Here is a 20561-nt window from a genome sequence, read left to right on the forward strand (position 1 = left end):
GGGAGCGTGAAGGCCATCGTCACACCCACAACGGAGCACGCTGGAATGGATATTCCCCATATTGATGAATCCCTCGGCCATGCGCTTTTCAAGGCCACGGCCGATCATTCCCTGAACGCCATCACTATCACCGAGGCGGCCGATGATGGCAGTGCCGGGCCGATCATCTACGTCAACCCGGCATTCACCGAGATGACCGGCTACACCGCCGAGGAGGTCGTCGGCCAGACGCCCGGCATGCTCCAGGGCCCCAAGACCGAGGCCGCCGTGCTGCAGCGTCTGGGTGAGCAGATCCGCCGCGGCGAGGTGTTTCATGGCGAGACGGTCAACTACCGCAAGGACGGCCGCGAGTTCATCCTTGAGTGGAAAGTGATCCCGGTCCGGCAGGACGGGCGGGTCACCCACCACGTCGCCGTGCAGTACGACGTCACCGGCGAGATCTAACTCCCCGGGGCCGGCGGCGTGACGGCCCGGGTCGCGTCCAGCGCCCGGGACAGGTCATCGATCAGGTCGTCCGGGTCTTCCAGCCCCACGCTCAGGCGCACCAGCGGCCCGCGATCCGCGCCGGTCTCAAGGCTGCGGGTATCCTGCAGGCTGCAGGGCAGCGCCAGGCTCTCGAATCCGCCCCACGAGGCACCGCGGCCGAACAGTTCCAGTTGATCGACGAAGGCGGCGGCGCGGTGGGCGACGCCGGGCGCCAGCTCGATACTGAAAAGCCCCGCGGCGCCGTCGAACTCGGCCCGCCACCGGGCATGGTCGGGGCTATCGGGCAGGGGCGGATAGTGCACCGCCGCCACCTGGTCGCAGGCGTTCAGCCAGTCCGCCAGACGCAGCGCCCGCTCGGCATGGGCGGGATAGCGGATATGCAGGGTCCGCGCGCCGCGCAGCACCAGCGCACAGTCATCGGCGGACACCGCCAGCCCCAGCAGCACACTGGCCTCGTGGAGGGCCTCGAAGGTCGCGGCGGTGGCGGTGACCGAGCCCATGAGCACATCCGAGTGCCCGCCCAGATACTTGGTGCCGGCAACGATGGACAGATCGGCGCCGTGCTCCAGCGGCCGATAGCAGTATCCCGACGCCCAGGTGTTGTCGCAGACCACCAGGACGTCACCGTGCGCGTGGGCGATGGCGGCGATGCCGGCGATGTCCTGCAGCTCCATGGTCACCGAGCCGGGGGTTTCGGTGTAGATCATCCGCGTGGTGGGCTGCAGCAGCCGCGCCAGGTCGGTCTCGCGGGGGCTGTAGAAGTCGTAGCGGATGCCGCGCTCGTGCAGGAAGCGGTCCAGCAGCTGGCGGACCGGTGCATAGACCGTGTCCACCACCAGCAGATGGTCACCGGGGTGCAGAAACCCCAGCAGCACCGCGGCGATGGCCTCGAGCCCGGAGCTGTAGAGTTTGGTGCCGTGGCCGTTCTCAAGGTCGGTGATCAGATCCTCGAGGGCGAAACCGGTGGGCGTGCCCCGCACCCCGTAGGTGAATGACTGCGCGCCGGCGCTGCCGGGCTGCTGGGCGGCGGCCATGTCGGCCATCGATGCGAAATCCACGGTGGCCGCCCGCACCACCGGCGGGTTTACCGGTCGCCGGCCGTCCACATAGGGCGGTCGTGCGCCATGCACCAGTCGCGTCCCGCGTCCCACGGTTGTCTCCTTCTCGTCCCGGGTCATGGCCGTCAGCATGGCAGGATTCGCCGGACTGACAAGTCAAGGCTGATCCGCAGGCCGCCGGGCGTGTATGGTCAGGGGTGATCCCAATGGATTCATCAGACAACAGGAGCCAAACCATGGACGTTCTCTACACCACGACGGGCACCGCCACCGGCGGTCGCGATGGCCACGCAGCGACCCGCGACGGCTCGCTCGACGTCAAGCTGACCGCGCCGAAAGAGCTCGGCGGCCCGGGCGGCGAGGGCACCAACCCCGAACAGCTGTTTGCCTGCGGCTATTCGGCCTGCTTTCTGGGCGCCATGCAGTTCGCCGGCGGTCAGGCGGGCATTCAGGTGCCGGCCGACACCAAGGTGACCGCCGACGTGGCACTGGGCAAGCGCGATGATGGCCAGGGCTTTGCGATTGGCGTGGACCTGTCGGTGGAGATGCCGGGCGTGGACCGCGCCGACGCCGAGAAGCTGGTCGAGGCCGCCCACGTGGTCTGCCCCTACTCCTACGCGACGCAGGGCAATATCGACGTCACCACGACCATCGCCTGAGGGCCTTCAGCCGCGGGTGACGGTCACATCCACCGAGCCCATGGCTTCGATGTGACCGACCAGCCGATCCCCCGGGATGACCGGTGCCACGCCGGCCGGCGTCCCGGTGAGGATGATGTCCCCGGCCGCCAGCGTGAACCGCGCCGACAGGGCGGCGATCACCTCGGGCAGTGACCAGATCTGCTGATTGAGGTTGCCCCGCTGACGCAACTCGCCGTTGACCGCCAGCTCGATGGCCCCTTCGGCATGGTCCCCGCATTGATCCACAGGCGTCAGCGCCGAGCAGGGTGCGGCGTCATCAAAGGCCTTGGCATCAATCCACGGCCGACCCCGGGCCTTGGCCTGGGCCTGCAGGTCGCGGGCGGTCATGTCCAGCGCCACGCCATAGCCCCAGACACAGCCCAGTGCCCGGGCGGTGGGGATGTCGCGACCGCCCTCTCCCAGCCCCACCATCAACTCGATCTCGTGCTGCACGTCCCGACTGCCCGCCGGATAGGGGAAGAGCCCGTCGGTGCGCAGGTTCTCCGGGTTTTTCTGAAAAAAGAACGGCGGCTCGCGGTTCGGGTCATGACCCATCTCGGCGGCATGATCGGCGTAGTTGCGCCCCACGCAGTACACCCGCCGCACGGGAAAGCCACCCCCACCGGTCACCGGCAGCATCCAGCGCGGCGGCAGTGGGATCACTGGGTCGCTCACAGCATCTTCTCCCCGGTATCGCGGCCCGGGGTCACACCAGTGGTCATCCACGCCGGGCCCGCCTCCAGCGAGGCCTTCTTCAGCTGCCAGCGAAAGCGGTAGAACCCGCCGTCCCGGGCCACCACCCGCACCCGATAGACGGCACGCTCATCGCCCTCGCCCACGGGGGTGATCTCGGCACGGCTGTGGTTAATGAGCACCCCGTAACCCGGGCCCTTGAGCATGCGCTTGAAACGCGGCAGCGGGCCCGTGACGGCGCGGTTGTCAGGATGCGCAAACGCCCAGACCTGCTCGATGCCGGCGTTGGGGGTGGGGCTGTCGTTGTCACTGAGGGCGTCGAGCTGGATGCGGACCACCTCGCGGGCGGCCAGATCCGGACCGGGTACCGCCGGCTCGCTGGCGCCGGCCAGCCCGGCCAGCCCGGCCAGCCCGGCCATTAGCAGACCGGCGCTCAGGCCCTGACGGAATCGCGAAACCAACATGGCGAATCATCCTCTAAATCGGGTACACACCCTGTGACAACACGCTTCCGATATTCTTCGACATCGGGTTAGAGTGCAATCAACGCAGCGGCTGACGCCCACCGGGAGAGACATGGTCAAAACCAGCGCCACCGCGATGATCCGCCGACCCAGCCCCGTGGTGTTCGCGTTCGTGGTCGATGGCTTCATCGACAACTATCCCCGCTGGTCGCCGGAGGTGAAAAGCCTCAAGGCGCTGACGGAGGGCCCCCTCGATCTGGGCTGGAAAGGCCGGCAGATGCGCGTCGACCAGGGCCGGAAGACCACCACCGATTTCGAGGTGACCGCCCTCGAGCGGCCGCAGCGGATCAGCTTCAGGGGTGTGAAGGATCCGTATTTCATCGACTTCCACTTCAGCGACGAGGGCGGGCAGGCCACGCGGCTGACCTTCCGTTTTGAGCTCGGCCAGCTGGGCATGGCGTTCCGGCCGTTCGAAAAGCTCATCACCCACGCCGTGCAGACCGGCGTCGACCGGGTCGCCCGCAATCTCAAGCACCTCGTGGAATCGGAAACGCCCGACCCCGCCCGTGCCCCCTCAGGAGAGCAGTGATGGCATTCATCCCCGAAAAAGACACCGGCCTCATCCCCAACATGCTCACCCAGATCCTGGATACCTGTGTGAACGGCATCACCCTGTCGGACCCGGATCAGCCGGACAACCCGATCGTGTTCGCCAACAAGGTCTTCGAGGACATGACCGGCTACCCACAGGAGGAGATCATCGGCCGCAACTGCCGCTTTCTGCATGGCGACGACCGGGACCAGCCCGGACTCGAATCGATCCGCGAAGCGATGCGCACCGAGTCGCGGGTCGAGGTGGTGCTGCGTAACTACCGGCGCAGCGGCGAGATGTTCCACAACCAGCTCACCGTACAGCCGCTGCATGACGAAAACGGCCAGCTGATCTACTACCTGGGCGTTCAGTACGACATCACGCCCATCGTCACTGCCCGCGAAGAGGCCGATCGCATGGCGGCGCTGTTCAACCGCCCGGATGAAGCATGAAAAGCCCCGCCGCCACCGCGATCATGATCGCGGCGTAGGGCAGGTTCCAGCGCAGGATCTGTAGCGGCTGCAGGGCATACGCCCCCTGCAGGGCCAGATTGAGGGCCGACAGGGGGCTGACCGCCACGCCGATGCCCCAGGCGGCGAGGAAACAGCTGGCCAGCAGACTGGGGTCGGGGTCCAGCGGCGCCACCACCGCCGCTGCGGCGGCCACGCCGATCACCGGATGCACCCCGACAATGGCCAACCCCACCAGCAGCGCCAGCAACAGCCCCGCCTGGGGGCCGCCGAACCGCTCGAAGGGCAGCGCCAGCCCGGTCACCGCCACCAGACTCATCAACCCGGCCGCCATCACCCCCGCGGACAGGAACAGCACCAGCTCGCCGCGCATCGCCGGCAGACCACTGCGGACATGATCAGCCAGTGTCCGCGCCGGATGCCGCTGATTGATCAGTAACGCCGCGGCGGTGACGGTGGGTGCCAGCAGGGCGATCAGGCCCAGCACCGACAGCGAGGGCCGCCAGCTGTGGGCCAGCAGGATGGCCAGGGCCAGCAACCCCGGCAGCCAGAGACTGCTGAAGTTGATCGGATAGCCGACAAAGCCCTCGGCATCCAGCGCGCTGACATCGCGGAAGGTGATCAGCAGGGCGACCAGCGCGAGGGGCACACCAAACGCCAGCAATGTCGGCAGGCGGGCGCCCGGGGCGTAGGTAAGCGCGGCGGCCATGGCGGCAAAAAACGGTGACCAGAACGCCGCGCTGCCAAAACCACGCACCAGGGTGATGGCCTGCTGGCGGCTGAGGGTGCGGCCGTCGCTCATGCGCCTTGCCATGATGAACACGGTGGGCAGATTGACCACGGATCCGAACAGGTGCACCCCAGCCAGGGTGGTGGCAAGGCTGCGCCGGCCGAGCGGCACCTGCGCCGAGGCGGCGGCGGGTGGCACGGCGATCAGGCGCAGAAAACTCACCGCGCCCAGCATCGCGATCAACAGGGCATTACCGGCCACCGCCGTGCGCCAGTCCACTGTCCCCTCGGCGAAAAAACCAACGCCAAGGCCCAGCGCCCCGACGGCCAGTAGAACACTGCTTTGAATGCGGACCCGGCGCGGCACATCGCGCCAGAGGATCACACCGGCCAGCCAGGCCGGCAGCCCGGCGGCCAGCAGCGGCACCACACCGGTGAGACTGGCGACGGCGCTGAGCGCGATGCAGGCCGTCAGCGCCAGCCCCGCGACCGTGGCCGGGACCGGCTTAAAGGGCAAGATCGTCGGCGGTGATCACTCCGTCGTCGTTGCGATCCAGGTCATCCAGCCAGGCTTCGGTGCCATTGATGAATTCGGCGCGCTGGACCCGGCCGTCGCCGTTGGCATCCGAGGCCGGCAGACTCATGCCGTCGGTAATCCGCTCCATCAGCTCGCGGGCCTCGCCCTCGTAGCCGGCCACGTCGCCTTCCCGCGCGGCATCGAAGGCCTCGTATTCGCTGGCGTCGAGGACGCCGTCGCCGTTGCGGTCAAAGCTGTTGAACACCCGTCCACGCATGGTCTCGAGCTCCTCGAGCGTGGCGGTGCCATCGCCGTTCAGGTCCCAGACGCCGAGGAAGCGCTCGGCCGGCGGCATCTGAGCCGACTCCTCCGAAGCGAGGGCCGGGGCGACGCTGAGTATCCCGGCGACGAACAGCGCGGTGATTGATTGACGCATGATTGATCTCCTTTGCTCGGGGGTCACTCCACCGTGACCGATTTCGCCAGATTGCGCGGCTTGTCGACATCGGTGCCCTTGAGCACCGCCACGTGATAGGCCAGCAGCTGCAGCGGCACGCTGTAAAGCAGCGGAGCCACCGCCTCGTCCACCGATGGCAGGGCGATCACCTGACAGTCGTCGGAGGCCGCCGGGGCCGCGGCCGGGTCGGCGAACACATAGAGCCGGCCACCGCGCGCGCGGACCTCCTGGAGGTTGGATTTGAGCTTTTCCACCAGGTCGTTGTTGGGCGCGGCGGTGACCACCGGCATATCCGCGTCCACCAGCGCCAGCGGGCCGTGCTTGAGCTCACCGGCCGGATACGCCTCGGCATGGATGTAGGAGATCTCCTTGAGTTTGAGCGCCCCCTCCATGGCCACTGGATACTGAGTGCCGCGCCCCAGGAACAGGGTGTGGTGCTTGTCGATGAATGCCTCGGCCAGTGTCTCGATGCGGGGCTCCAGCCCCAGCACGGTCTCGATCTGGCGCGGGATCTGACGCAGGGCCCGCACCAGGCGGGCTTCCTCGTCGCGACCCAGCTGATGGGCCCGGCCGGCGGCGATGACGGTCAGCAGCAGCGCGGCGAGCTGCGTGGTGAAGGCCTTGGTCGAGGCAACCCCGATCTCGGGCCCCGCCCGGGTCATCATCACCCGGTCCGACTCCCGCACCAGCGAGCTCTCGGGCACATTGCAGATCGCCAGCGTCGCCCGATAGCCCAGGGTCTTCGCCTCGCGCAGCGCCGCCAGGGTGTCGGCGGTCTCGCCTGACTGCGACAGCGTCACGAACAGCGTGTCCGGGGCGACGACATGCGCCCGGTAGCGGAATTCGCTGGCCACCTCGACATCGCAGGGCAGACCCGCGATCGACTCGAACCAGTAACGCGCCACCAGCCCGGCATGGTAGCTCGTCCCGCAGGCGACGATCTGCACGCGCCGGACATCGGCCAGCAGGCGGCTGGCGTCGGGGCCCAGCGCCTCGGGCAGGATCCGGTCGTCACTGACGCGGCCCTCGAGGGTCTCGGCGATGGCGGCGGGCTGCTCATGGATCTCCTTGGCCATGAAATGCCGGAAGGCGCCGCGCTCGACCGCGTCGGCGGTGAGCGTCGAGGTCCGTACCCCGCGCTCCACGGCCCGGCCGTCGGCATCATAGACCTGCACCGCCGAGCGGGTGAGCTCGGCCACATCGCCCTCCTCGAGGTCGATGAACTGCCGGGTCACCGGCAGCAGCGCCGCCACGTCCGAGGCAATGAAATGCTCACCAATGCCCACCCCGATCACCAGTGGGCTGCCGCTCCGCGCCACGATCAGGCGCTGGGGGTCGCGTCGCGAGATCACGCCCAGCGCAAACGCGCCGGTCAGCTCGGCGATGACGGCGCGGGTGGCCGCAAGCAGGTCATCGCCCAGATCAAGGCGTTCGTGGATGGCGTTGACGATGGCCTCGGTATCGGTCTGTGACTCAAAGTGGTAACCCGCCGCGGTCAGTCGCTCGCGCAGGGCTTCGTGATTCTCGATGATGCCGTTGTGCACGATCGCCACGTCGTCACGCGCGACATGGGGATGGGCGTTGGCTTCGGTGGGCGCGCCGTGGGTGGCCCAGCGCGTGTGCGCCACACCCACCGGGCCATGATGGGGCGCGGCCGCCTGGGCGGCGGCCAGGGCCTCGACCTTGCCCACCGCGCGATGGCGCTGCAGCGATCCGTCGGCGGTCAGCAGCGCCAGGCCGGCGGAGTCATAGCCGCGGTATTCCAGTCGCCGCAGCCCCTCCAGCAGGATCGGGGCGACGTCCCGTTCCGCGATCGCACCAACGATTCCACACATCCAGCGTCTCCCTTGTCAGTGGTCGTTGTGCCCGGAGCGCCAGCCGCTGATCTCGCGGCGCTGGCCGCGATCCACCGCCAGGCTGTCTTCGGCCACGTCCTCGCGCACGGTGGTGCCGGCCCCCACGGTGGCACCGGCGCCGACATGCACGGGGGCCACCAGCGCGGTGTTGGAGCCGATGAACACCCGGTCACCGATCTGCGTGAGGTGTTTTTGCCGGCCGTCATAGTTGCAGGTGATGGTCCCGGCGCCCACATTCACATGCCGGCCGAGGCGGGCATCACCGATGTAGGAAAGGTGATTGATCTTGCTGCCGGCGCCGACCCGGGCCTGCTTGACCTCGACAAAATTGCCGACCCGGGCCGCCGTCTCCAGTTCGGTCCCCGGTCGCAGCCGCGCGTAGGGGCCGACCCGACAGTCTTCGGCGAGGGTCGCCGAGACCAGCTCACAGTGGCTCAGCACCTCGCTGCCGGCACCGATGCTGCAGTCCCTGAGACGGCTGAAGGGGCCCACCCGGACGCCGTCGCCCAGCGTGACATGCCCCTCGATGATGACGTCGACGTCGATGAAGCAGTCCATGCCCACACGCAGGCTGCCACGCAGGTCAAAGCGCGCCGGATCGGCAAGCCCCAGGCCCTGGTCGCGCATCAGGGCGTCGGCCTGGCGCCGCTGGCAGGCGCGCTCGACGGCGGCCAGCTGCCCCCGGTCATTGACGCCCTGGACCTCGTCGGGGTCGTCACAGACCACCGGCACGACGGCGAGCCCGGCGTCGTGGGCGAGGGCGATGCAGTCGGTCAGGTAGTACTCCCCCTGGGCATTGCCCGTGTCGAGGGCCTCGAGCCAGCCACGCAGGGCGCGCGCCGGCAGACAGAGCAGGCCGGTGTTGACCTCGCGGATGGCGCGCTGGGCCGGCGTGGCGTCCTTTTCCTCGACGATGCCCTGGATGCGCCCGTCGGCGGCGCGCAGGATCCGGCCATAACCGGTGGCATCGCCAAGGCTCACGGTCAGCACCGAGACCCCGTCCGCGGCAGCGTCCACCAGCCTGCGCAGCGTGCGGGCGCGGATCAGGGGCACATCGGCACACAGCACCAGCACCTGATGGTCATCGGGGATATGCGGCAGGGCCTGACGCACAGCGTGGCCAGTGCCAAGGCGCTCGGCCTGATGGACCCAGTGCAGGTCGGCATCGGGCAATCCGGCGCGGACGGCCTCGCCGCCATGACCATGGATGACATGGATCGCAGCCGGCTCGAGGGTGCGCGCGGCCTCGAGGACATGGGCCAGCATCGGCTGGCCGGCCACCGGGTGCAGCACCTTGGGGGTGTGGGAGCGCATGCGTTTGCCCTCGCCGGCGGCGAGGACAACGACACTTAAGGGGGGACTGGACATGGGACTCCTTCCCGCCCGCCAGGGGCCGTCCAGCCGGGATCAGGTCCGGTTGGCGGCCTTGCGGATCTTCTGGACCGTTCGCAGCTGGGCCGCGGCCTCGACCAGTTCGGCCTGGGCGCGGGCGTAATCCACCTCGCTGGTGCGGTTGGCGAGGGCCTCTTCGGCCCGCTTGCGCGCCTGTTCCGCGGCGGCTTCATCAATGTCATGGGCGCGGGTCGCGGCATCCGCGAGCACCGTGACCACATCGGGCTGCACCTCCATGGTACCGCCGGAGACATAGTAGAACTGCTCTTCGCCAAACTCGTCGCGCACCGTCACTTCGCCCGGCTTCAGCTGCACCAGCATGGGGACGTGGCGCGGGTAGATGCCCACTTCGCCCCCCACCGAACGCGCCACGATGAAGGTCGCGGCGCCGGAGTGGATCGACTCCTCGGCGCTGACGATGTCGATATGCATGGTAATGCCCATAGCGGCCCTCCCTTAGAGGTTGCGGGCCTTCTCGACGGCCTCGTCAATGGTGCCGACCATGTAGAAGGCCTGCTCCGGCAGGTCATCATGCTCGCCGTCGACGATGGCCCGGAAGCCGCGGATGGTCTCCTTCAGCGACACGTACTTGCCGGGGGAGCCGGTGAACACCTCGGCGACGAAGAAAGGCTGCGAGAGGAAACGCTGGATCTTACGCGCCCGGGTCACGCTCTGCTTGTCTTCTTCAGAGAGCTCGTCCATGCCCAGGATGGCGATGATGTCCTGCAGCTCCTTGTAGCGCTGCAGCACCTGCTGGACGTCCTGCGCGGTGTCGTAGTGCTCCTTGCCGACCACCTGCGGGTCGAGCTGACGCGAGGTGGAGTCGAGCGGGTCGACCGCCGGATAGATGCCCAGCTCCGCGATGGAGCGCGCCAGCACGATGGTGGCGTCCAGATGCGCGAAGGTGGTCGCGGGGGACGGGTCGGTCAGGTCGTCCGCCGGCACATAGACCGCCTGGATCGAGGTGATCGACCCCTTGCGGGTGGAGGTGATGCGCTCCTGGAGCACGCCCATCTCCTCGGCCAGCGTCGGCTGGTAGCCCACCGCCGACGGCATCCGGCCGAGCAGCGCCGAGACCTCGACGCCCGCCAGCGTGTAGCGGTAGATGTTGTCGATGAACATCAGCACGTCACGGCCTTCGTCACGGAAGTACTCGGCCATGGTCAGGCCGGTCAGCGCGACGCGCAGGCGGTTACCCGGCGGCTCGTTCATCTGCCCGTAGACCAGGGCGACCTTGTCGAGGACGTCGGAGTCCTTCATCTCGTGGTAGAAGTCGTTGCCCTCGCGGGTCCGCTCACCGACGCCGGCGAACACGGAATAGCCCGAGTGCTCGATGGCGATGTTGCGGATCAGCTCCATCATGTTGACGGTCTTACCGACACCGGCACCGCCGAACAGGCCGACCTTGCCGCCCTTGGCGAACGGGCAGAGCAGGTCGATGACCTTGATGCCGGTCTCGAGCAGCTCGGTGGAACCCGCCTGCTCCTCATAGGAGGGCGCCTCGCGATGGATCGGCCAGAGCGTCTCGGCACCGATCTCGCCGACGTCGTCCACCGGTTCGCCGAGGACGTTCATGATGCGGCCGAGGGTCTTTTCCCCCACCGGCACCGAGATCGCTGCCCCCGAGTTGGTCACTTCAACACCGCGCTGCAGGCCGTCGGTGCTGCCCATGGCGATGGCCCGAACGACCCCGTCGCCGATCTGCTGCTGCACCTCGAGGACCAGCCCGTTGGATTTGATATCGAGTGCGTCATAGATCTTCGGGACAGCGTCGCGGGGGAACTCAATGTCCACCACGGCACCGATGATCTGGACGACCTTTCCTGAACTCATAGCGCGGTTCCTCTTCGCGAAAGCGTTTTATTCGGTTGGGGTTTGCCGTTCACGCTAGACGGCCTCGGCGCCGGCCACGATCTCGGAGAGCTCGGTGGTGATCGCGGCCTGGCGCGCCTTGTTGTAGGCAAGGTTCAGGTCGTCGATCAGTTTTCCAGCGTTATCGGAGGCGGCCTTCATGGCCACCATGCGTGCGGCCTGCTCGCAGGCGATGTTCTCGACCACGGACTGGAACACCAATGACTCGATGTAGCGCTCGAGCAGCTGATCCAGCGCCTCGCCCGCGGACGGCTCGTAGAGATAATCCCAGCTGTGCGCCGAGCGGGTGCCGTCATCCTGTTCCGGCGCCGGCAGCGGCAGCAGCTGCTCCACCGTCGGCTTCTGGGTCATGGTATTGACGAAGCGGTTGTAGCACAGCACCACGCGGTCGATCTCGCCGCTGGCGTACTGGTCCATCATCACCTTCACGGTCCCGATGATGTCCTGCAGCGCCGGCCGGTCACCCAGCTGAGAGACCTCGGCGACGATCGCCGGGGGCAGGCGGCTGAAGAACTGAATGGCCTTGGAGCCCACCGTGCACAGCCGCACCTCGCGGCCGGCGGCCTCCTGGTCACGCAGATCGGTGAGCACCGAGCGGAACAGGTTGTTGTTCAGCCCGCCACAGAGCCCGCGGTCACTGGAGACCACGATGTAGCCGACGCGCTCGTCGGTCTCGGGCGTGGTCAGGAACGGGTGCCGATATTCCGGATTAGCCAGCGCCAGGTGACTGATCACCTGACGCATCTTCTCGGCATAGGGCAGGGCCGCCTGCATGCGCTGCTGAGCGCCGCGCATCTTCGACGCCGCGACCATCTCCATGGCCGTGGTGATCTTCTGCGTGTTGCCGACACTCTTGATCTGAGTGCGTATTTCCTTTGCGCCGGACATACCGTACTACCCTTGTGACCCGTTACCAGGTCCCCGTTGCCTTGAAGTCATCAAGCGCCGCCTTGAGCTGGCTCTTGATCTCGTCGGTGTAGTCCCCGGACTCGTTGATCGCGTTCATCAGCTCGGGCGCATTGTTGGCGACATGCTGATGCAGGGCCGCCTCGAAGTCGCTGACCTTCTTGTTGTCGAGGTCGTCGAGGTAGCCCTCGTTGAGGGCGAACAGCGAAACCGCCATGAAGGCGACCGACAGCGGCGCGTACTGGCCCTGCTTGAGCACTTCCATGGCGCGCTGGCCGCGCTCGAGCTGCTTGCGGGTGGACTCGTCCAGGTCCGAGGCGAACTGTGCGAACGCCGCCAGCTCCCGGTACTGCGCCAGCGCCAGGCGGATGCCGCCACCGAGCTTCTTGATGATCTTGGTCTGGGCCGAGCCACCGACACGCGAGACCGACAGACCGGCGTTGATCGCCGGGCGGATGCCCGCGTTGAACAGGTCGGTCTCGAGATAGATCTGACCGTCAGTGATCGAGATGACATTGGTCGGCACGAACGCCGAGACGTCGCCGGCCTGGGTCTCGATGATCGGCAGCGCAGTCAGCGAACCGGTCCTGCCCTTGACCTCACCGTTGGTGCGGCGCTCGACATCGGCCTCGTTGATCCGGGCGGCCCGCTCGAGCAGCCGCGAATGCAGGTAGAACACATCGCCCGGGAAGGCTTCGCGGCCGGGCGGGCGGCGCAGCAGCAGCGAGACCTGGCGATAGGCCACCGCCTGCTTGGACAGATCATCGAATACGATCAGCGCATCCTCGCCGCGATCGCGGAAGAACTCGCCCATGGTGCAGCCGGCGTACGGGGCGATGAACTGCAGCGCCGCCGACTCGGCCGCCGAGGCCGCCACCACGATGGTGTGATCGAGGGCGCCATGCTCCTCAAGCTTGCGGACCACGTTGGCGATCGACGAGGCCTTCTGGCCCACCGCCACGTAGATGCACTTAATGCCGGTGTTCTTCTGGTTGATGATGGCGTCCACCGCCACCGCGGTCTTGCCGGTCTGGCGGTCGCCGATGATCAGCTCACGCTGACCCCGACCCACCGGCACCATGGAGTCGATGGCCTTGAGACCGGTCTGCACCGGCTGATCCACCGACTGGCGGTCGATGACGCCCGGCGCCACCTTCTCGACCGGCGCGGTCTGCTCGGTGGCCACCGCGCCCTTGCCGTCGATGGGCTCGCCCAGCGAGTTGACCACGCGGCCCAGCAGGGCCTCGCCCACCGGCACCTCGAGGATCCGTCCGGTGGTGCGCACCGTGTCGCCCTCGTTGAGGTGCGAGTAGTTGCCGAGCACCACCGCACCCACCGAGTCGCGCTCGAGGTTGAGCGCCATGCCATAGGTGTCGCCGGGGAATTCCAGCATCTCGCCCTGCATGACATCGCTGATGCCGTGGATGCGCACGATGCCGTCGCTGACGCTGACCACCGTGCCTTCGTTGCGCGCTTCCGCGACGGCTTCGAAGCCCTCGATGCGCTGTTTGATCAGGTCACTGATTTCCGTGGGATTGAGTTGCATCTAATCTGTCCTCTTAGCGACTGAGGGCGCTGGTCAGTCGGTTGAGCCGACCGCGCACCGAGCCATCGATAACCAGGTCGCCGGCGCGGATCACCGCACCGCCGATGAGCGATTCGTCGAGCTGGGTGTCCAGGCTCACCACGCGCTCGAGCCGCTTCGAAAGCGATGCCTCGAGCCGGCTGCGCACCGCGTCGTCGACGGGCTGGGCGGTGATGAGCTGGGCACTGAGCGTCTTCTCGTGCTCGGCCCGAAGCCGATCGTACTGATGACTGATCTCCGGCAGCACACCGATCCGGTCGCGCTGCACCAGCAGACGCACGAAGTTGCGCTGCTGATCGTCCAGGGCCTCCCCGCAGACGTCGATGATCAGCCCCGCCTTGCGCTCGTCATCGACCCGCGGGTGACCCAGCAGCGCGGCAACCCGGTCATCGGCGACGACCGCCGCCGCCATGGCCAGACCGTCACTCCAGCCGGCAAGGGCCCCGGACGCCTGGGCAAGCTGGAAGGCCGCTTCGGCATAGGGACGGGCAACGGTGGTTTCCTGCGCCATATCCTTCTGCCTCAGACCTGCTCGGCCAGCTCATCGAGCATCTGCTGATGAGCCTTCGGGTCGACCTCGCGCTCGAGGATGCGACTGGCGCCGGTGATGGCCAGCTGCGAGACCTCGCGCCGGAGCTCGGCCCGCGCCTGACTGACTTCCTGCTCGATGCGCGCCTCGGCCGCCGCCTTCTCGCGCTCGGCGACCGTGCGAGCCTCCTCGCGGGCCTCATCGACAATCGATGCACCCTGGCGGTTGGCCCGCTCGATGATCTCACCCGCCTGCGCCTTGGCCTCGCGGATGTGCTCGGCGGCCCGCTCCTTGGCGAGCTCCAGCTCGTGCTGGCTGCGCTCGGCCGAAGCCAGACCGTCCGCGATCCGCTTCTGCCGCTCGCTCATGGCCTGTTTGATCGGCGGCCAGACGAACTTCATGGTGAACAGAATGAACACCAGGAAGGTGATCATCTGTCCGAACAGCGTTGCGTTAATGCCCACGGTCTACTCTCCGATGGCTGCCGGTGAATGGCAGGTTGTCGTGACGTCCGAGGGAATCAGCTCAGCGCGCCGAGCAGCGGGTTCGCAAACATCAGCAGCGCCGCGAAGGCCACACCGATGATCGACAGGGCGTCGAGCAGACCGGCGACGATGAACATGCGCACCTGCAGGACACCGGCAACCTCGGGCTGACGGGCGATGCCCTCGAGAAACTTCCCGCCGAGCAGGCCAAAGCCGATGCTCGTGCCGACGGCGGCGAAGGCGAAGATGAGTCCAATGGTGATGGCGGTAAATGCCTGGACCTGGGCGATTGCTTCCATGGTTCCTCCAATACAGGGGTCGTTTAAGGGTTAAAAGCGGTTCGTTGGGTGGCGCCGGGCCGACCCCTCAGTGACTCTCATAAGCAAGACTCAGATACACGATGGTGAGCACCATGAAGATGAAAGCCTGCAACGGGATCACCAGAATATGGAAGATCGCCCAGGCAACACCCGGCACCCACTGCGCCCAGACCGGCAGCAGCGCGATCAGGATGAAGATGATCTCAGCGGCGTAGAGATTGCCGAACAGTCGCATGCCGAGCGACACCGGCTTGGCGATCATCTCGACGATGTTGAGCAGCAGGTTGGCCGGCCACAGCGCCGGATGCGAGCCGAACGGATGGCAGAACATCTCCTTGCCGAAGCCCTTCGCGCCCTTGCCCTTGATGCTGTAGATGATGATCAGCAGCAGCACCGTCAGCGACAGGCCGAAGGTGGCGTTCATGTCGGCGGACGGCAGGATGCGCACGTACTCGACGCCAAACAGCTTCATGATCTCGGGGAACAGGTCCACCGGGATCAGATCCATCAGGTTCCAGAACAGCACCCAGACAAAGATCGTCAGCGCCAGCGGCGCGACAAAGTCCTTGGGCCCGTTGAAGCTGTCGCTGACCTGTTGGTCGATGAACTCGACACAGCTCTCGATGATGTTTTGCAGCCCACCGGGCGACTCGACGCTGGCCTTGCGGGCGACCGCGTAGAAGAGCCCGAGAAAGATCAGGCCCAGCACCCACGACACGATGAGCGTGTCGATGTGCAGCGTCCAGAACCCGTCTCCCACCGTGAGGTGCTCAAGGTGATGGGTGACATATTCCGTGGCCGAACTTGCCATAGTCGTTTCTGTCCCGTTCTGTCAGCGTTCAGTCAATGTCGCCCAGCAACACCAGGCCGTAGGCGGCCAGTGTCAGGGCCAGGGTTGTCACCAGTGCCGCCGCTTCGTCCTGAAAGGCGTAGACGGCCATCACGATCAGCACCGTCCCGAGCAGCAGCTTCATCATCTCGGCGCGGTAGAAGGCCCCGAGGATCGCCCTCGGGTCGTCTTCGGTCGCGCTTCTCAGGCCCCAGCGCATCGCGACGTAGAACGTCATGAAGGCGCTGATCCCGGTGCCGGCGATCGCGGCCAGCCCGGCATCACTGCCACTGGCCAGCGTCCAGATGCCGGCGGCGATCAGCCCGATGGCGATCTGCCAGCGGATGACCTGCACCGCCACGCGCTTCAGCGGCATACGGCCACGGCGCGGGACTGCAAAAGTGCTCGGAGTATAATGAACTCACCCATGGCCTTCAACGGATGTGCTCGAGAATGCCATCGAGCTCATCCAGGCTGTTGTAGCGGATGACCAGCCGGCCCCTGCCACGCTGGCCCTGCTCGATACGCACATTGGCACCCAGCCGGTCGGCCAGGTCATCCTGCAGGCGCCGGATGTTGGGGTCGGTTTTCTCGGGCTCGGCGGCCCCGGCGCTGTCACCGGCCAGCAGCTGGCGCACCAGCGCCTCGGTCTGGCGAACCGTCAGGCCGCGCTGGACCACGCGCGCCGCGGCCTGGGCCTGGGTGGCCGCATCCAGCGCCAGCAGGGCCCGGCCATGCCCCATCTCCAGCGCCCCCTCGCCGATGTGGGCCTTCACTTCGGGGGCCAGCTCGAGCAGGCGCAGCAGGTTCGAGACCCCCACCCGCGAGCGCCCCACCGCCTCCGCGATGGTCTGATGCGTCATGCCGAACTCTTCGGTCAGCCGGTGCAGGGCATTGGCCTCTTCCAGCGGATTGAGGTCCTCGCGCTGGATATTCTCGATGAGCGCGACCGCCACCGCACGGTCGTCGGAGATCTCGCGGATGATGGCGGGAATGGTTTCGAGCTCGGCGAGCTGTGCCGCCCGCCAGCGCCGCTCGCCGGCGACGATCTCGTAGCGCTCGCCATCGGGCAGGGTGCGCACGACGATGGGCTGGACAACGCCCTGGGTGCGGATCGACTGGGCAAGGGTCTGGAGCGCGGCGGGATCGAACTCGCGGCGGGGCTGGTAGCGACCGCCCTCGAGCTGATCCAGCGGCAGATCGCGGAGATCATCCGTTCCGGCCCCGTCGGCACCCCCGGATTCGCCCAGCAGGGCGTCCAGGCCCCGGCCCAGGCCCTTGCGTCGGTTACTCATGACAATCCTCCCGCCTCGGCGGTTGTGCGTGGCTGGCGCCGCAGGAGCTCCGAGGCGAGCGCGAGGTAGGCCACCGCGCCGCGCGAGCTGCGGTCGTACTGCAGCACCGGCAGACCGTGGCTGGGCGCCTCGGCCAGACGGACGTTACGCGGTATCTGGGTGCGATAGACCTGACCGGGGAAGTGCGCGAGCAGCTGCGCCCCGACCTGGTTGGAAAGGTTGTTGCGGCCGTCGAACATGGTGCGCACCAGTCCCTCGATCTCAAGATCGGGATTGACGGTCTGCCGGACCCGTTCAATGGTATTGAGCAGCGCCGTCAGCCCCTCAAGCGCGTAGTACTCGCACTGGATGGGGATGAGGACGTGATCGGCGGCGACGAAGGCATTGATGGTCAGCAGGTTGAGCGACGGTGGACAGTCGATGAGGATGTGATCGTATTCCTCGCGACACGGCGCGAGCGCACTCTGCAGGCGCTTTTCGCGGCCCTCGCCGACGCTCATCAGGCCCACTTCGGCGGCGGTCAGATCGCCATTGGCCGGCAGCAGGTCGAAGCCGCCGTGCACCTCCCGGCAGCGCACCCCGCGGGCGGTGGCCTCGCCCATGAGCAGCTCGTAGTTGCTGGCCCGCACGGCATCCTTGTCGATGCCGGCTCCCACGGTGGCGTTGGCCTGCGGGTCCATGTCCACCAGCAGAACACGACGCCCGCTGCTGACCAGCGAGGCGGCCAGGTTGACGCAGGTCGTGGTCTTGCCGACGCCGCCTTTCTGGTTGGCGATGGCGAGTGTCTGATTCATCGGATCATCCCTGTGGCAGCGATCGATCGCTCCATGATGAGCAAATGGCGTGACGCATCAAGCCCGGGTATTTCCAGCGGCTGTCGCCGGCATGATACGCCGGCGGCTTCCAGGCCCGCCAATGATTCCGCCTCGGGGCGCCCTTTCATGGCGATCACCGGGGCGTTGTCGGCGACCCGCGGCGCCGCCACCGCCCAGAAACCGGCGGCGTCGGTAAACGCCCGGCAGATCGCCGCGGCGTATGGCTGCGGCGGGTCGAAGTCCTCGATGCGCTCGGCCACCAGGGTGACGTTGTCCAGCTTGAGTGCCAGGCAGGCCTGACGCAGAAACCGGACCTTCTTGTTATTGGGTTCAAGCAGGGTGACCGGGCGCTGCGGCTGGGCGATGGCGATCGGCAGCCCGGGCAGCCCGGCACCGGTCCCAATATCCAGCAGCGCCCCCTCGGGCAGCCAGGGCACCACGGCAAGGCTGTCGAGCAGATGACGCGGGATCATCGCCTGCGGATCCCGCACCGCGGACAGGTTATACACCCGGTTCCAGCGCGCCAGCAGATCACGATAGGCGATCAGTGCCGGCACCACCGCGGGGTCGAGCCCCCACCGCGCAAGGCCATCGCGCAGCCGCGCCGCGTCGCGATCGCCGTCGGCCGCCATTCAGGCGCTCTGGCGGGTCCGCCCGCGACGCAGATGGACCAGCAGCAGCGACACCGCCGCCGGCGTCACCCCGGGGATGCGGCCCGCCTGACCCAGGGTGGCGGGGCGGTGGTGATGGAGCTTTTCGCAGACCTCGGCGGACAGCCCCGCGACGCTGTGGTAGTCGAGATCCGCGGGCAGCGGCTCGTCCTCGTGGCGGGCCTGCCGGGCGACCTGGTCGGACTGGCGCTTGAGATAGCCCTCGTAGCGCGCGCCGATCAGCACCTGCCGGCATACGGCGGGATCGACCGGGCCGGGGCCCGCCCCCGGCAGCGACAGCAGCGTCGCGTAATCCATCTCGGGGCGCTTCAAAAGGTTCATCAGCGACTGCTCGCGGCGCAGGGGCTGGCCGAGCTGGCGCGTGCCATGGTCGTCACCCAGATCCACCGGGCGGATCCAGGTCTTCTCCAGCCGCCGGCGCTCGGCCTCGATGGCGTCACGGTAGGTGGCGAAGTCGCGCCAGGCGGCATCGCTGATCAGGCCGTAGGCGCGGGCCACCGGCATCAGACGCAGGTCGGCATTGTCCTCGCGCAGATGCAGGCGATATTCCGCCCGCGAAGTGAACATCCGATAGGGCTCGCGGGTGCCGCGGGTGGTCAGGTCGTCCACCAGCACACCGATGTAGGCCTCGTGGCGCTGGGGCACCCATGGAGTCAGGCCGCCGGCGCGCGCCGCGGCGTTGATCCCGGCCAGCAGTCCCTGCGCTCCGGCCTCTTCATAGCCGGTGGTGCCGTTGATCTGCCCGGCCAGCAGCAGCCCCGGCAGCTGCAGGCTCTCGAGACTGGGGTGCAGGTCGCGCGGGTCGAGATAATCGTACTCGATGGCATAGCCCGGGCGGGTGACATGGGCCTGCTCCAGGCCCTGGATGCTCCGCACCATGGCGATCTGCACATCAAACGGCAGGCTCGTGGAGATGCCGTTGGGATAGACCTCGCGGGTGTCGAGACCTTCGGGCTCAAGAAAGATCTGGTGGCCGTCGCGATCGGCAAAGCGCACCACCTTGTCCTCAATGGAAGGGCAGTAGCGGGGTCCGACCCCGTCGATTTCGCCGCTGTACATCGGCGAGCGGTGCAGCGCCGCGCGGATGATCGCGTGGCTGTCGGCATTGGTGTGGGTGATGTGGCAGGGCACCTGGCGCGGGTGCTCGTCCCCCCGGCTCCAGCGCGAGAAGCATACCGGCTGATCATCGCCGGGCTGGGCATTGAGGGATCGGTAGTCAATGCTCGCCGCATCAATGCGCGGCGGGGTCCCGGTCTTGAGCCGGCCGACCCGCAGCGGCATGGCGCGCAGCCGCTCCGCCAGGGCGATCGACGGACCATCGCCGGCGCGGCCACCGCGGCGGTTGTGATCGCCGATATGGATCGTGCCCCCCAGGAACGTCCCCACCGTGAGGACCACGGCGGCGGCCCGCAGCTCGAGCCCCATGCCGGTCACCACGCCGCAGACCTGATCATGCTCGACGATCAGGTCATGGACCGTGTCCTGGAACAGCGACAGGGCGGGCACCTCGTCGAGGAGACTGCGCACGGCCTGGCGATAGAGACTGCGGTCGGCCTGGGCGCGGGTTGCCTGCACGGCCGGGCCCTTGCGCTGGTTGAGGGTGCGGAACTGGATGCCGGCGCGATCCGCGGCGCGGCCCATGACACCGCCCATGGCGTCGATCTCGCGCACCAGATGGCCCTTGCCGATCCCGCCAATGGCCGGGTTGCAGCTCATCTGGCCGATGCTCTCGAGGCTCTGGGTGAGCAGCAGGGTGCGCGCGCCCATGCGCGCCGCCGCATGGGCCGCCTCGGTGCCGGCATGGCCGCCGCCCACGACGATGACGTCATACCCTTGATCGAATTGCATAGCCGCATCCAC

At 67.5% G+C, this 20561-nt stretch carries 24 protein-coding genes; 4 read left to right on the plus strand and 20 right to left on the minus strand.

The window, feature by feature from the left end:
* The first annotated feature begins 45 nt into the window (after window positions 1-45).
* Complete coding sequence (locus FPL11_RS00880) at window positions 46-444, plus strand: PAS domain-containing protein (protein ID WP_069133791.1); 399 nt, start codon at window positions 46-48, stop codon at window positions 442-444.
* Here the strand turns inward: FPL11_RS00880 and metC are convergent.
* Window positions 441-1664, minus strand: a complete 1224-nt coding sequence (metC, locus tag FPL11_RS00885) for a cystathionine beta-lyase (RefSeq protein WP_144346851.1) — start codon at window positions 1662-1664, stop codon at window positions 441-443. The genes FPL11_RS00880 and metC overlap by 4 nt on opposite strands.
* A 116-nt stretch (window positions 1665-1780) precedes the next feature.
* Between metC and FPL11_RS00890 the strand changes: the two genes are divergently transcribed.
* Window positions 1781-2203 (plus strand): organic hydroperoxide resistance protein, encoded by a 423-nt coding sequence (locus tag FPL11_RS00890; protein WP_083217654.1) that lies wholly within the window; start codon window positions 1781-1783, stop codon window positions 2201-2203.
* 6 nt (window positions 2204-2209) lie between these two features.
* Here the strand turns inward: FPL11_RS00890 and FPL11_RS00895 are convergent, their stop codons facing one another.
* Window positions 2210-2899: a fumarylacetoacetate hydrolase family protein gene (locus FPL11_RS00895; protein WP_186295077.1), complete on the minus strand. Its 690-nt coding sequence runs from the start codon at window positions 2897-2899 to the stop codon at window positions 2210-2212.
* The gene (locus tag FPL11_RS00900) at window positions 2896-3381 is read right to left on the minus strand and encodes a DUF4864 domain-containing protein (protein ID WP_144346852.1); all 486 of its coding nucleotides are present in this window, start codon (window positions 3379-3381) and stop codon (window positions 2896-2898) included. The genes FPL11_RS00895 and FPL11_RS00900 overlap by 4 nt, the downstream gene beginning before the upstream one ends.
* 112 nt (window positions 3382-3493) lie before the next feature.
* Here FPL11_RS00900 and FPL11_RS00905 point away from each other — a divergent pair, with 112 nt between their 5' ends.
* Together FPL11_RS00905 and FPL11_RS00910 are read left to right on the plus strand one after the other, a co-directional pair.
* A complete protein-coding gene (locus FPL11_RS00905; protein WP_144346853.1) occupies window positions 3494-3970 on the plus strand; it encodes an SRPBCC family protein in 477 nt (158 codons plus the stop codon).
* Entirely contained in the window at window positions 3970-4425 is a 456-nt protein-coding gene (locus FPL11_RS00910) for a PAS domain-containing protein (protein ID WP_144346854.1), read from the plus strand. The genes FPL11_RS00905 and FPL11_RS00910 overlap by 1 nt, the downstream gene beginning before the upstream one ends.
* On the opposite strand, the gene FPL11_RS00915 is transcribed toward FPL11_RS00910, so the two are convergent.
* From FPL11_RS00915 to mnmG, 17 genes are all read right to left on the minus strand, one after another.
* Window positions 4403-5689 (minus strand): hypothetical protein, encoded by a 1287-nt coding sequence (locus tag FPL11_RS00915; protein ID WP_144346855.1) that lies wholly within the window; start codon window positions 5687-5689, stop codon window positions 4403-4405. The genes FPL11_RS00910 and FPL11_RS00915 overlap by 23 nt on opposite strands.
* The gene (locus FPL11_RS00920) at window positions 5679-6125 is read right to left on the minus strand and encodes an EF-hand domain-containing protein (RefSeq protein ID WP_144347256.1); all 447 of its coding nucleotides are present in this window, start codon (window positions 6123-6125) and stop codon (window positions 5679-5681) included. Before FPL11_RS00920 ends, FPL11_RS00915 begins: the two co-directional genes overlap by 11 nt.
* A gap of 23 nt (window positions 6126-6148) precedes the next feature.
* Window positions 6149-7981: a glutamine--fructose-6-phosphate transaminase (isomerizing) gene (glmS, locus tag FPL11_RS00925; protein WP_144346856.1), complete on the minus strand. Its 1833-nt coding sequence runs from the start codon at window positions 7979-7981 to the stop codon at window positions 6149-6151.
* 15 nt (window positions 7982-7996) lie between these two features.
* Window positions 7997-9370: a bifunctional UDP-N-acetylglucosamine diphosphorylase/glucosamine-1-phosphate N-acetyltransferase GlmU gene (glmU, locus tag FPL11_RS00930; RefSeq protein WP_144346857.1), complete on the minus strand. Its 1374-nt coding sequence runs from the start codon at window positions 9368-9370 to the stop codon at window positions 7997-7999.
* A 39-nt stretch (window positions 9371-9409) separates the two neighbouring features.
* Window positions 9410-9838 carry a F0F1 ATP synthase subunit epsilon gene (locus FPL11_RS00935; protein WP_069133807.1) on the minus strand — a complete coding sequence of 143 codons (429 nt, stop codon included), beginning with the start codon at window positions 9836-9838 and terminating at the stop codon, window positions 9410-9412.
* A 12-nt stretch (window positions 9839-9850) separates the two neighbouring features.
* On the minus strand, window positions 9851-11227 hold the full coding sequence (gene atpD, locus FPL11_RS00940) for a F0F1 ATP synthase subunit beta (RefSeq protein WP_069133809.1): 1377 nt from the start codon (window positions 11225-11227) through the stop codon (window positions 9851-9853).
* Window positions 11228-11281: 54 nt separating this feature from the next.
* Window positions 11282-12154: a F0F1 ATP synthase subunit gamma gene (gene atpG, locus FPL11_RS00945; RefSeq protein ID WP_069133811.1), complete on the minus strand. Its 873-nt coding sequence runs from the start codon at window positions 12152-12154 to the stop codon at window positions 11282-11284.
* Between the two features lie 22 nt (window positions 12155-12176).
* Window positions 12177-13718: a F0F1 ATP synthase subunit alpha gene (gene atpA, locus FPL11_RS00950; protein ID WP_144346858.1), complete on the minus strand. Its 1542-nt coding sequence runs from the start codon at window positions 13716-13718 to the stop codon at window positions 12177-12179.
* A gap of 13 nt (window positions 13719-13731) precedes the next feature.
* Window positions 13732-14268, minus strand: a complete 537-nt coding sequence (locus tag FPL11_RS00955; RefSeq protein WP_144346859.1) for a F0F1 ATP synthase subunit delta — start codon at window positions 14266-14268, stop codon at window positions 13732-13734.
* Window positions 14269-14279: 11 nt separating this feature from the next.
* The gene (locus FPL11_RS00960; RefSeq protein ID WP_069133816.1) at window positions 14280-14750 is read right to left on the minus strand and encodes a F0F1 ATP synthase subunit B; all 471 of its coding nucleotides are present in this window, start codon (window positions 14748-14750) and stop codon (window positions 14280-14282) included.
* Window positions 14751-14806: 56 nt separating this feature from the next.
* Window positions 14807-15070 carry a F0F1 ATP synthase subunit C gene (gene atpE / locus FPL11_RS00965; RefSeq protein ID WP_144346860.1) on the minus strand — a complete coding sequence of 88 codons (264 nt, stop codon included), beginning with the start codon at window positions 15068-15070 and terminating at the stop codon, window positions 14807-14809.
* A 67-nt stretch (window positions 15071-15137) separates the two neighbouring features.
* Entirely contained in the window at window positions 15138-15902 is a 765-nt protein-coding gene (gene atpB, locus FPL11_RS00970) for a F0F1 ATP synthase subunit A (protein WP_144346861.1), read from the minus strand.
* Between the two features lie 28 nt (window positions 15903-15930).
* Window positions 15931-16296, minus strand: coding sequence for an ATP synthase subunit I (locus FPL11_RS00975; protein WP_144346862.1), 366 nt, complete (start codon window positions 16294-16296; stop codon window positions 15931-15933).
* Window positions 16297-16354: 58 nt separating this feature from the next.
* Window positions 16355-17215, minus strand: a complete 861-nt coding sequence (locus tag FPL11_RS00980; protein WP_069133820.1) for a ParB/RepB/Spo0J family partition protein — start codon at window positions 17213-17215, stop codon at window positions 16355-16357.
* Entirely contained in the window at window positions 17212-18009 is a 798-nt protein-coding gene (locus tag FPL11_RS00985; protein ID WP_069133821.1) for a ParA family protein, read from the minus strand. The genes FPL11_RS00980 and FPL11_RS00985 overlap by 4 nt, the downstream gene beginning before the upstream one ends.
* Window positions 18006-18662, minus strand: coding sequence for a 16S rRNA (guanine(527)-N(7))-methyltransferase RsmG (gene rsmG, locus FPL11_RS00990; protein WP_144346863.1), 657 nt, complete (start codon window positions 18660-18662; stop codon window positions 18006-18008). The genes FPL11_RS00985 and rsmG overlap by 4 nt, the downstream gene beginning before the upstream one ends.
* On the minus strand, window positions 18663-20549 hold the full coding sequence (gene mnmG, locus FPL11_RS00995; protein WP_144346864.1) for a tRNA uridine-5-carboxymethylaminomethyl(34) synthesis enzyme MnmG: 1887 nt from the start codon (window positions 20547-20549) through the stop codon (window positions 18663-18665). It abuts the gene before it with no gap.
* Window positions 20550-20561 lie beyond the last annotated feature (12 nt).

This window comes from Spiribacter aquaticus, from assembly GCF_007625215.1.
Classification (GTDB): domain Bacteria; phylum Pseudomonadota; class Gammaproteobacteria; order Nitrococcales; family Nitrococcaceae; genus Spiribacter; species Spiribacter roseus.

Bases quoted from the DNA above. Each gene is read 5' to 3' on its own strand.
- mnmG (WP_144346864.1), bottom strand. From the start codon at position 20,549: ATGCAATTCGATCAAGGGTATGACGTCATCGTCGTGGGCGGCGGCCAT.
- FPL11_RS00890 (WP_083217654.1), top strand. From the start codon at position 1,781: ATGGACGTTCTCTACACCACGACGGGCACCGCCACCGGCGGTCGCGAT.
- glmU (WP_144346857.1), bottom strand. From the start codon at position 9,370: ATGTCCAGTCCCCCCTTAAGTGTCGTTGTCCTCGCCGCCGGCGAGGGC.
- FPL11_RS00900 (WP_144346852.1), bottom strand. From the start codon at position 3,381: ATGTTGGTTTCGCGATTCCGTCAGGGCCTGAGCGCCGGTCTGCTAATG.
- FPL11_RS00905 (WP_144346853.1), top strand. From the start codon at position 3,494: ATGGTCAAAACCAGCGCCACCGCGATGATCCGCCGACCCAGCCCCGTG.
- atpA (WP_144346858.1), bottom strand. From the start codon at position 13,718: ATGCAACTCAATCCCACGGAAATCAGTGACCTGATCAAACAGCGCATC.
- glmS (WP_144346856.1), bottom strand. From the start codon at position 7,981: ATGTGTGGAATCGTTGGTGCGATCGCGGAACGGGACGTCGCCCCGATC.
- FPL11_RS00935 (WP_069133807.1), bottom strand. From the start codon at position 9,838: ATGGGCATTACCATGCATATCGACATCGTCAGCGCCGAGGAGTCGATC.
- atpB (WP_144346861.1), bottom strand. From the start codon at position 15,902: ATGGCAAGTTCGGCCACGGAATATGTCACCCATCACCTTGAGCACCTC.
- atpD (WP_069133809.1), bottom strand. From the start codon at position 11,227: ATGAGTTCAGGAAAGGTCGTCCAGATCATCGGTGCCGTGGTGGACATT.
- atpG (WP_069133811.1), bottom strand. From the start codon at position 12,154: ATGTCCGGCGCAAAGGAAATACGCACTCAGATCAAGAGTGTCGGCAAC.
- FPL11_RS00985 (WP_069133821.1), bottom strand. From the start codon at position 18,009: ATGAATCAGACACTCGCCATCGCCAACCAGAAAGGCGGCGTCGGCAAG.
- FPL11_RS00980 (WP_069133820.1), bottom strand. From the start codon at position 17,215: ATGAGTAACCGACGCAAGGGCCTGGGCCGGGGCCTGGACGCCCTGCTG.
- FPL11_RS00880 (WP_069133791.1), top strand. From the start codon at position 46: ATGGATATTCCCCATATTGATGAATCCCTCGGCCATGCGCTTTTCAAG.
- FPL11_RS00975 (WP_144346862.1), bottom strand. From the start codon at position 16,296: ATGCCGCTGAAGCGCGTGGCGGTGCAGGTCATCCGCTGGCAGATCGCC.
- FPL11_RS00910 (WP_144346854.1), top strand. From the start codon at position 3,970: ATGGCATTCATCCCCGAAAAAGACACCGGCCTCATCCCCAACATGCTC.
- metC (WP_144346851.1), bottom strand. From the start codon at position 1,664: ATGACCCGGGACGAGAAGGAGACAACCGTGGGACGCGGGACGCGACTG.
- rsmG (WP_144346863.1), bottom strand. From the start codon at position 18,662: ATGGCGGCCGACGGCGATCGCGACGCGGCGCGGCTGCGCGATGGCCTT.
- FPL11_RS00955 (WP_144346859.1), bottom strand. From the start codon at position 14,268: ATGGCGCAGGAAACCACCGTTGCCCGTCCCTATGCCGAAGCGGCCTTC.
- atpE (WP_144346860.1), bottom strand. From the start codon at position 15,070: ATGGAAGCAATCGCCCAGGTCCAGGCATTTACCGCCATCACCATTGGA.
- FPL11_RS00920 (WP_144347256.1), bottom strand. From the start codon at position 6,125: ATGCGTCAATCAATCACCGCGCTGTTCGTCGCCGGGATACTCAGCGTC.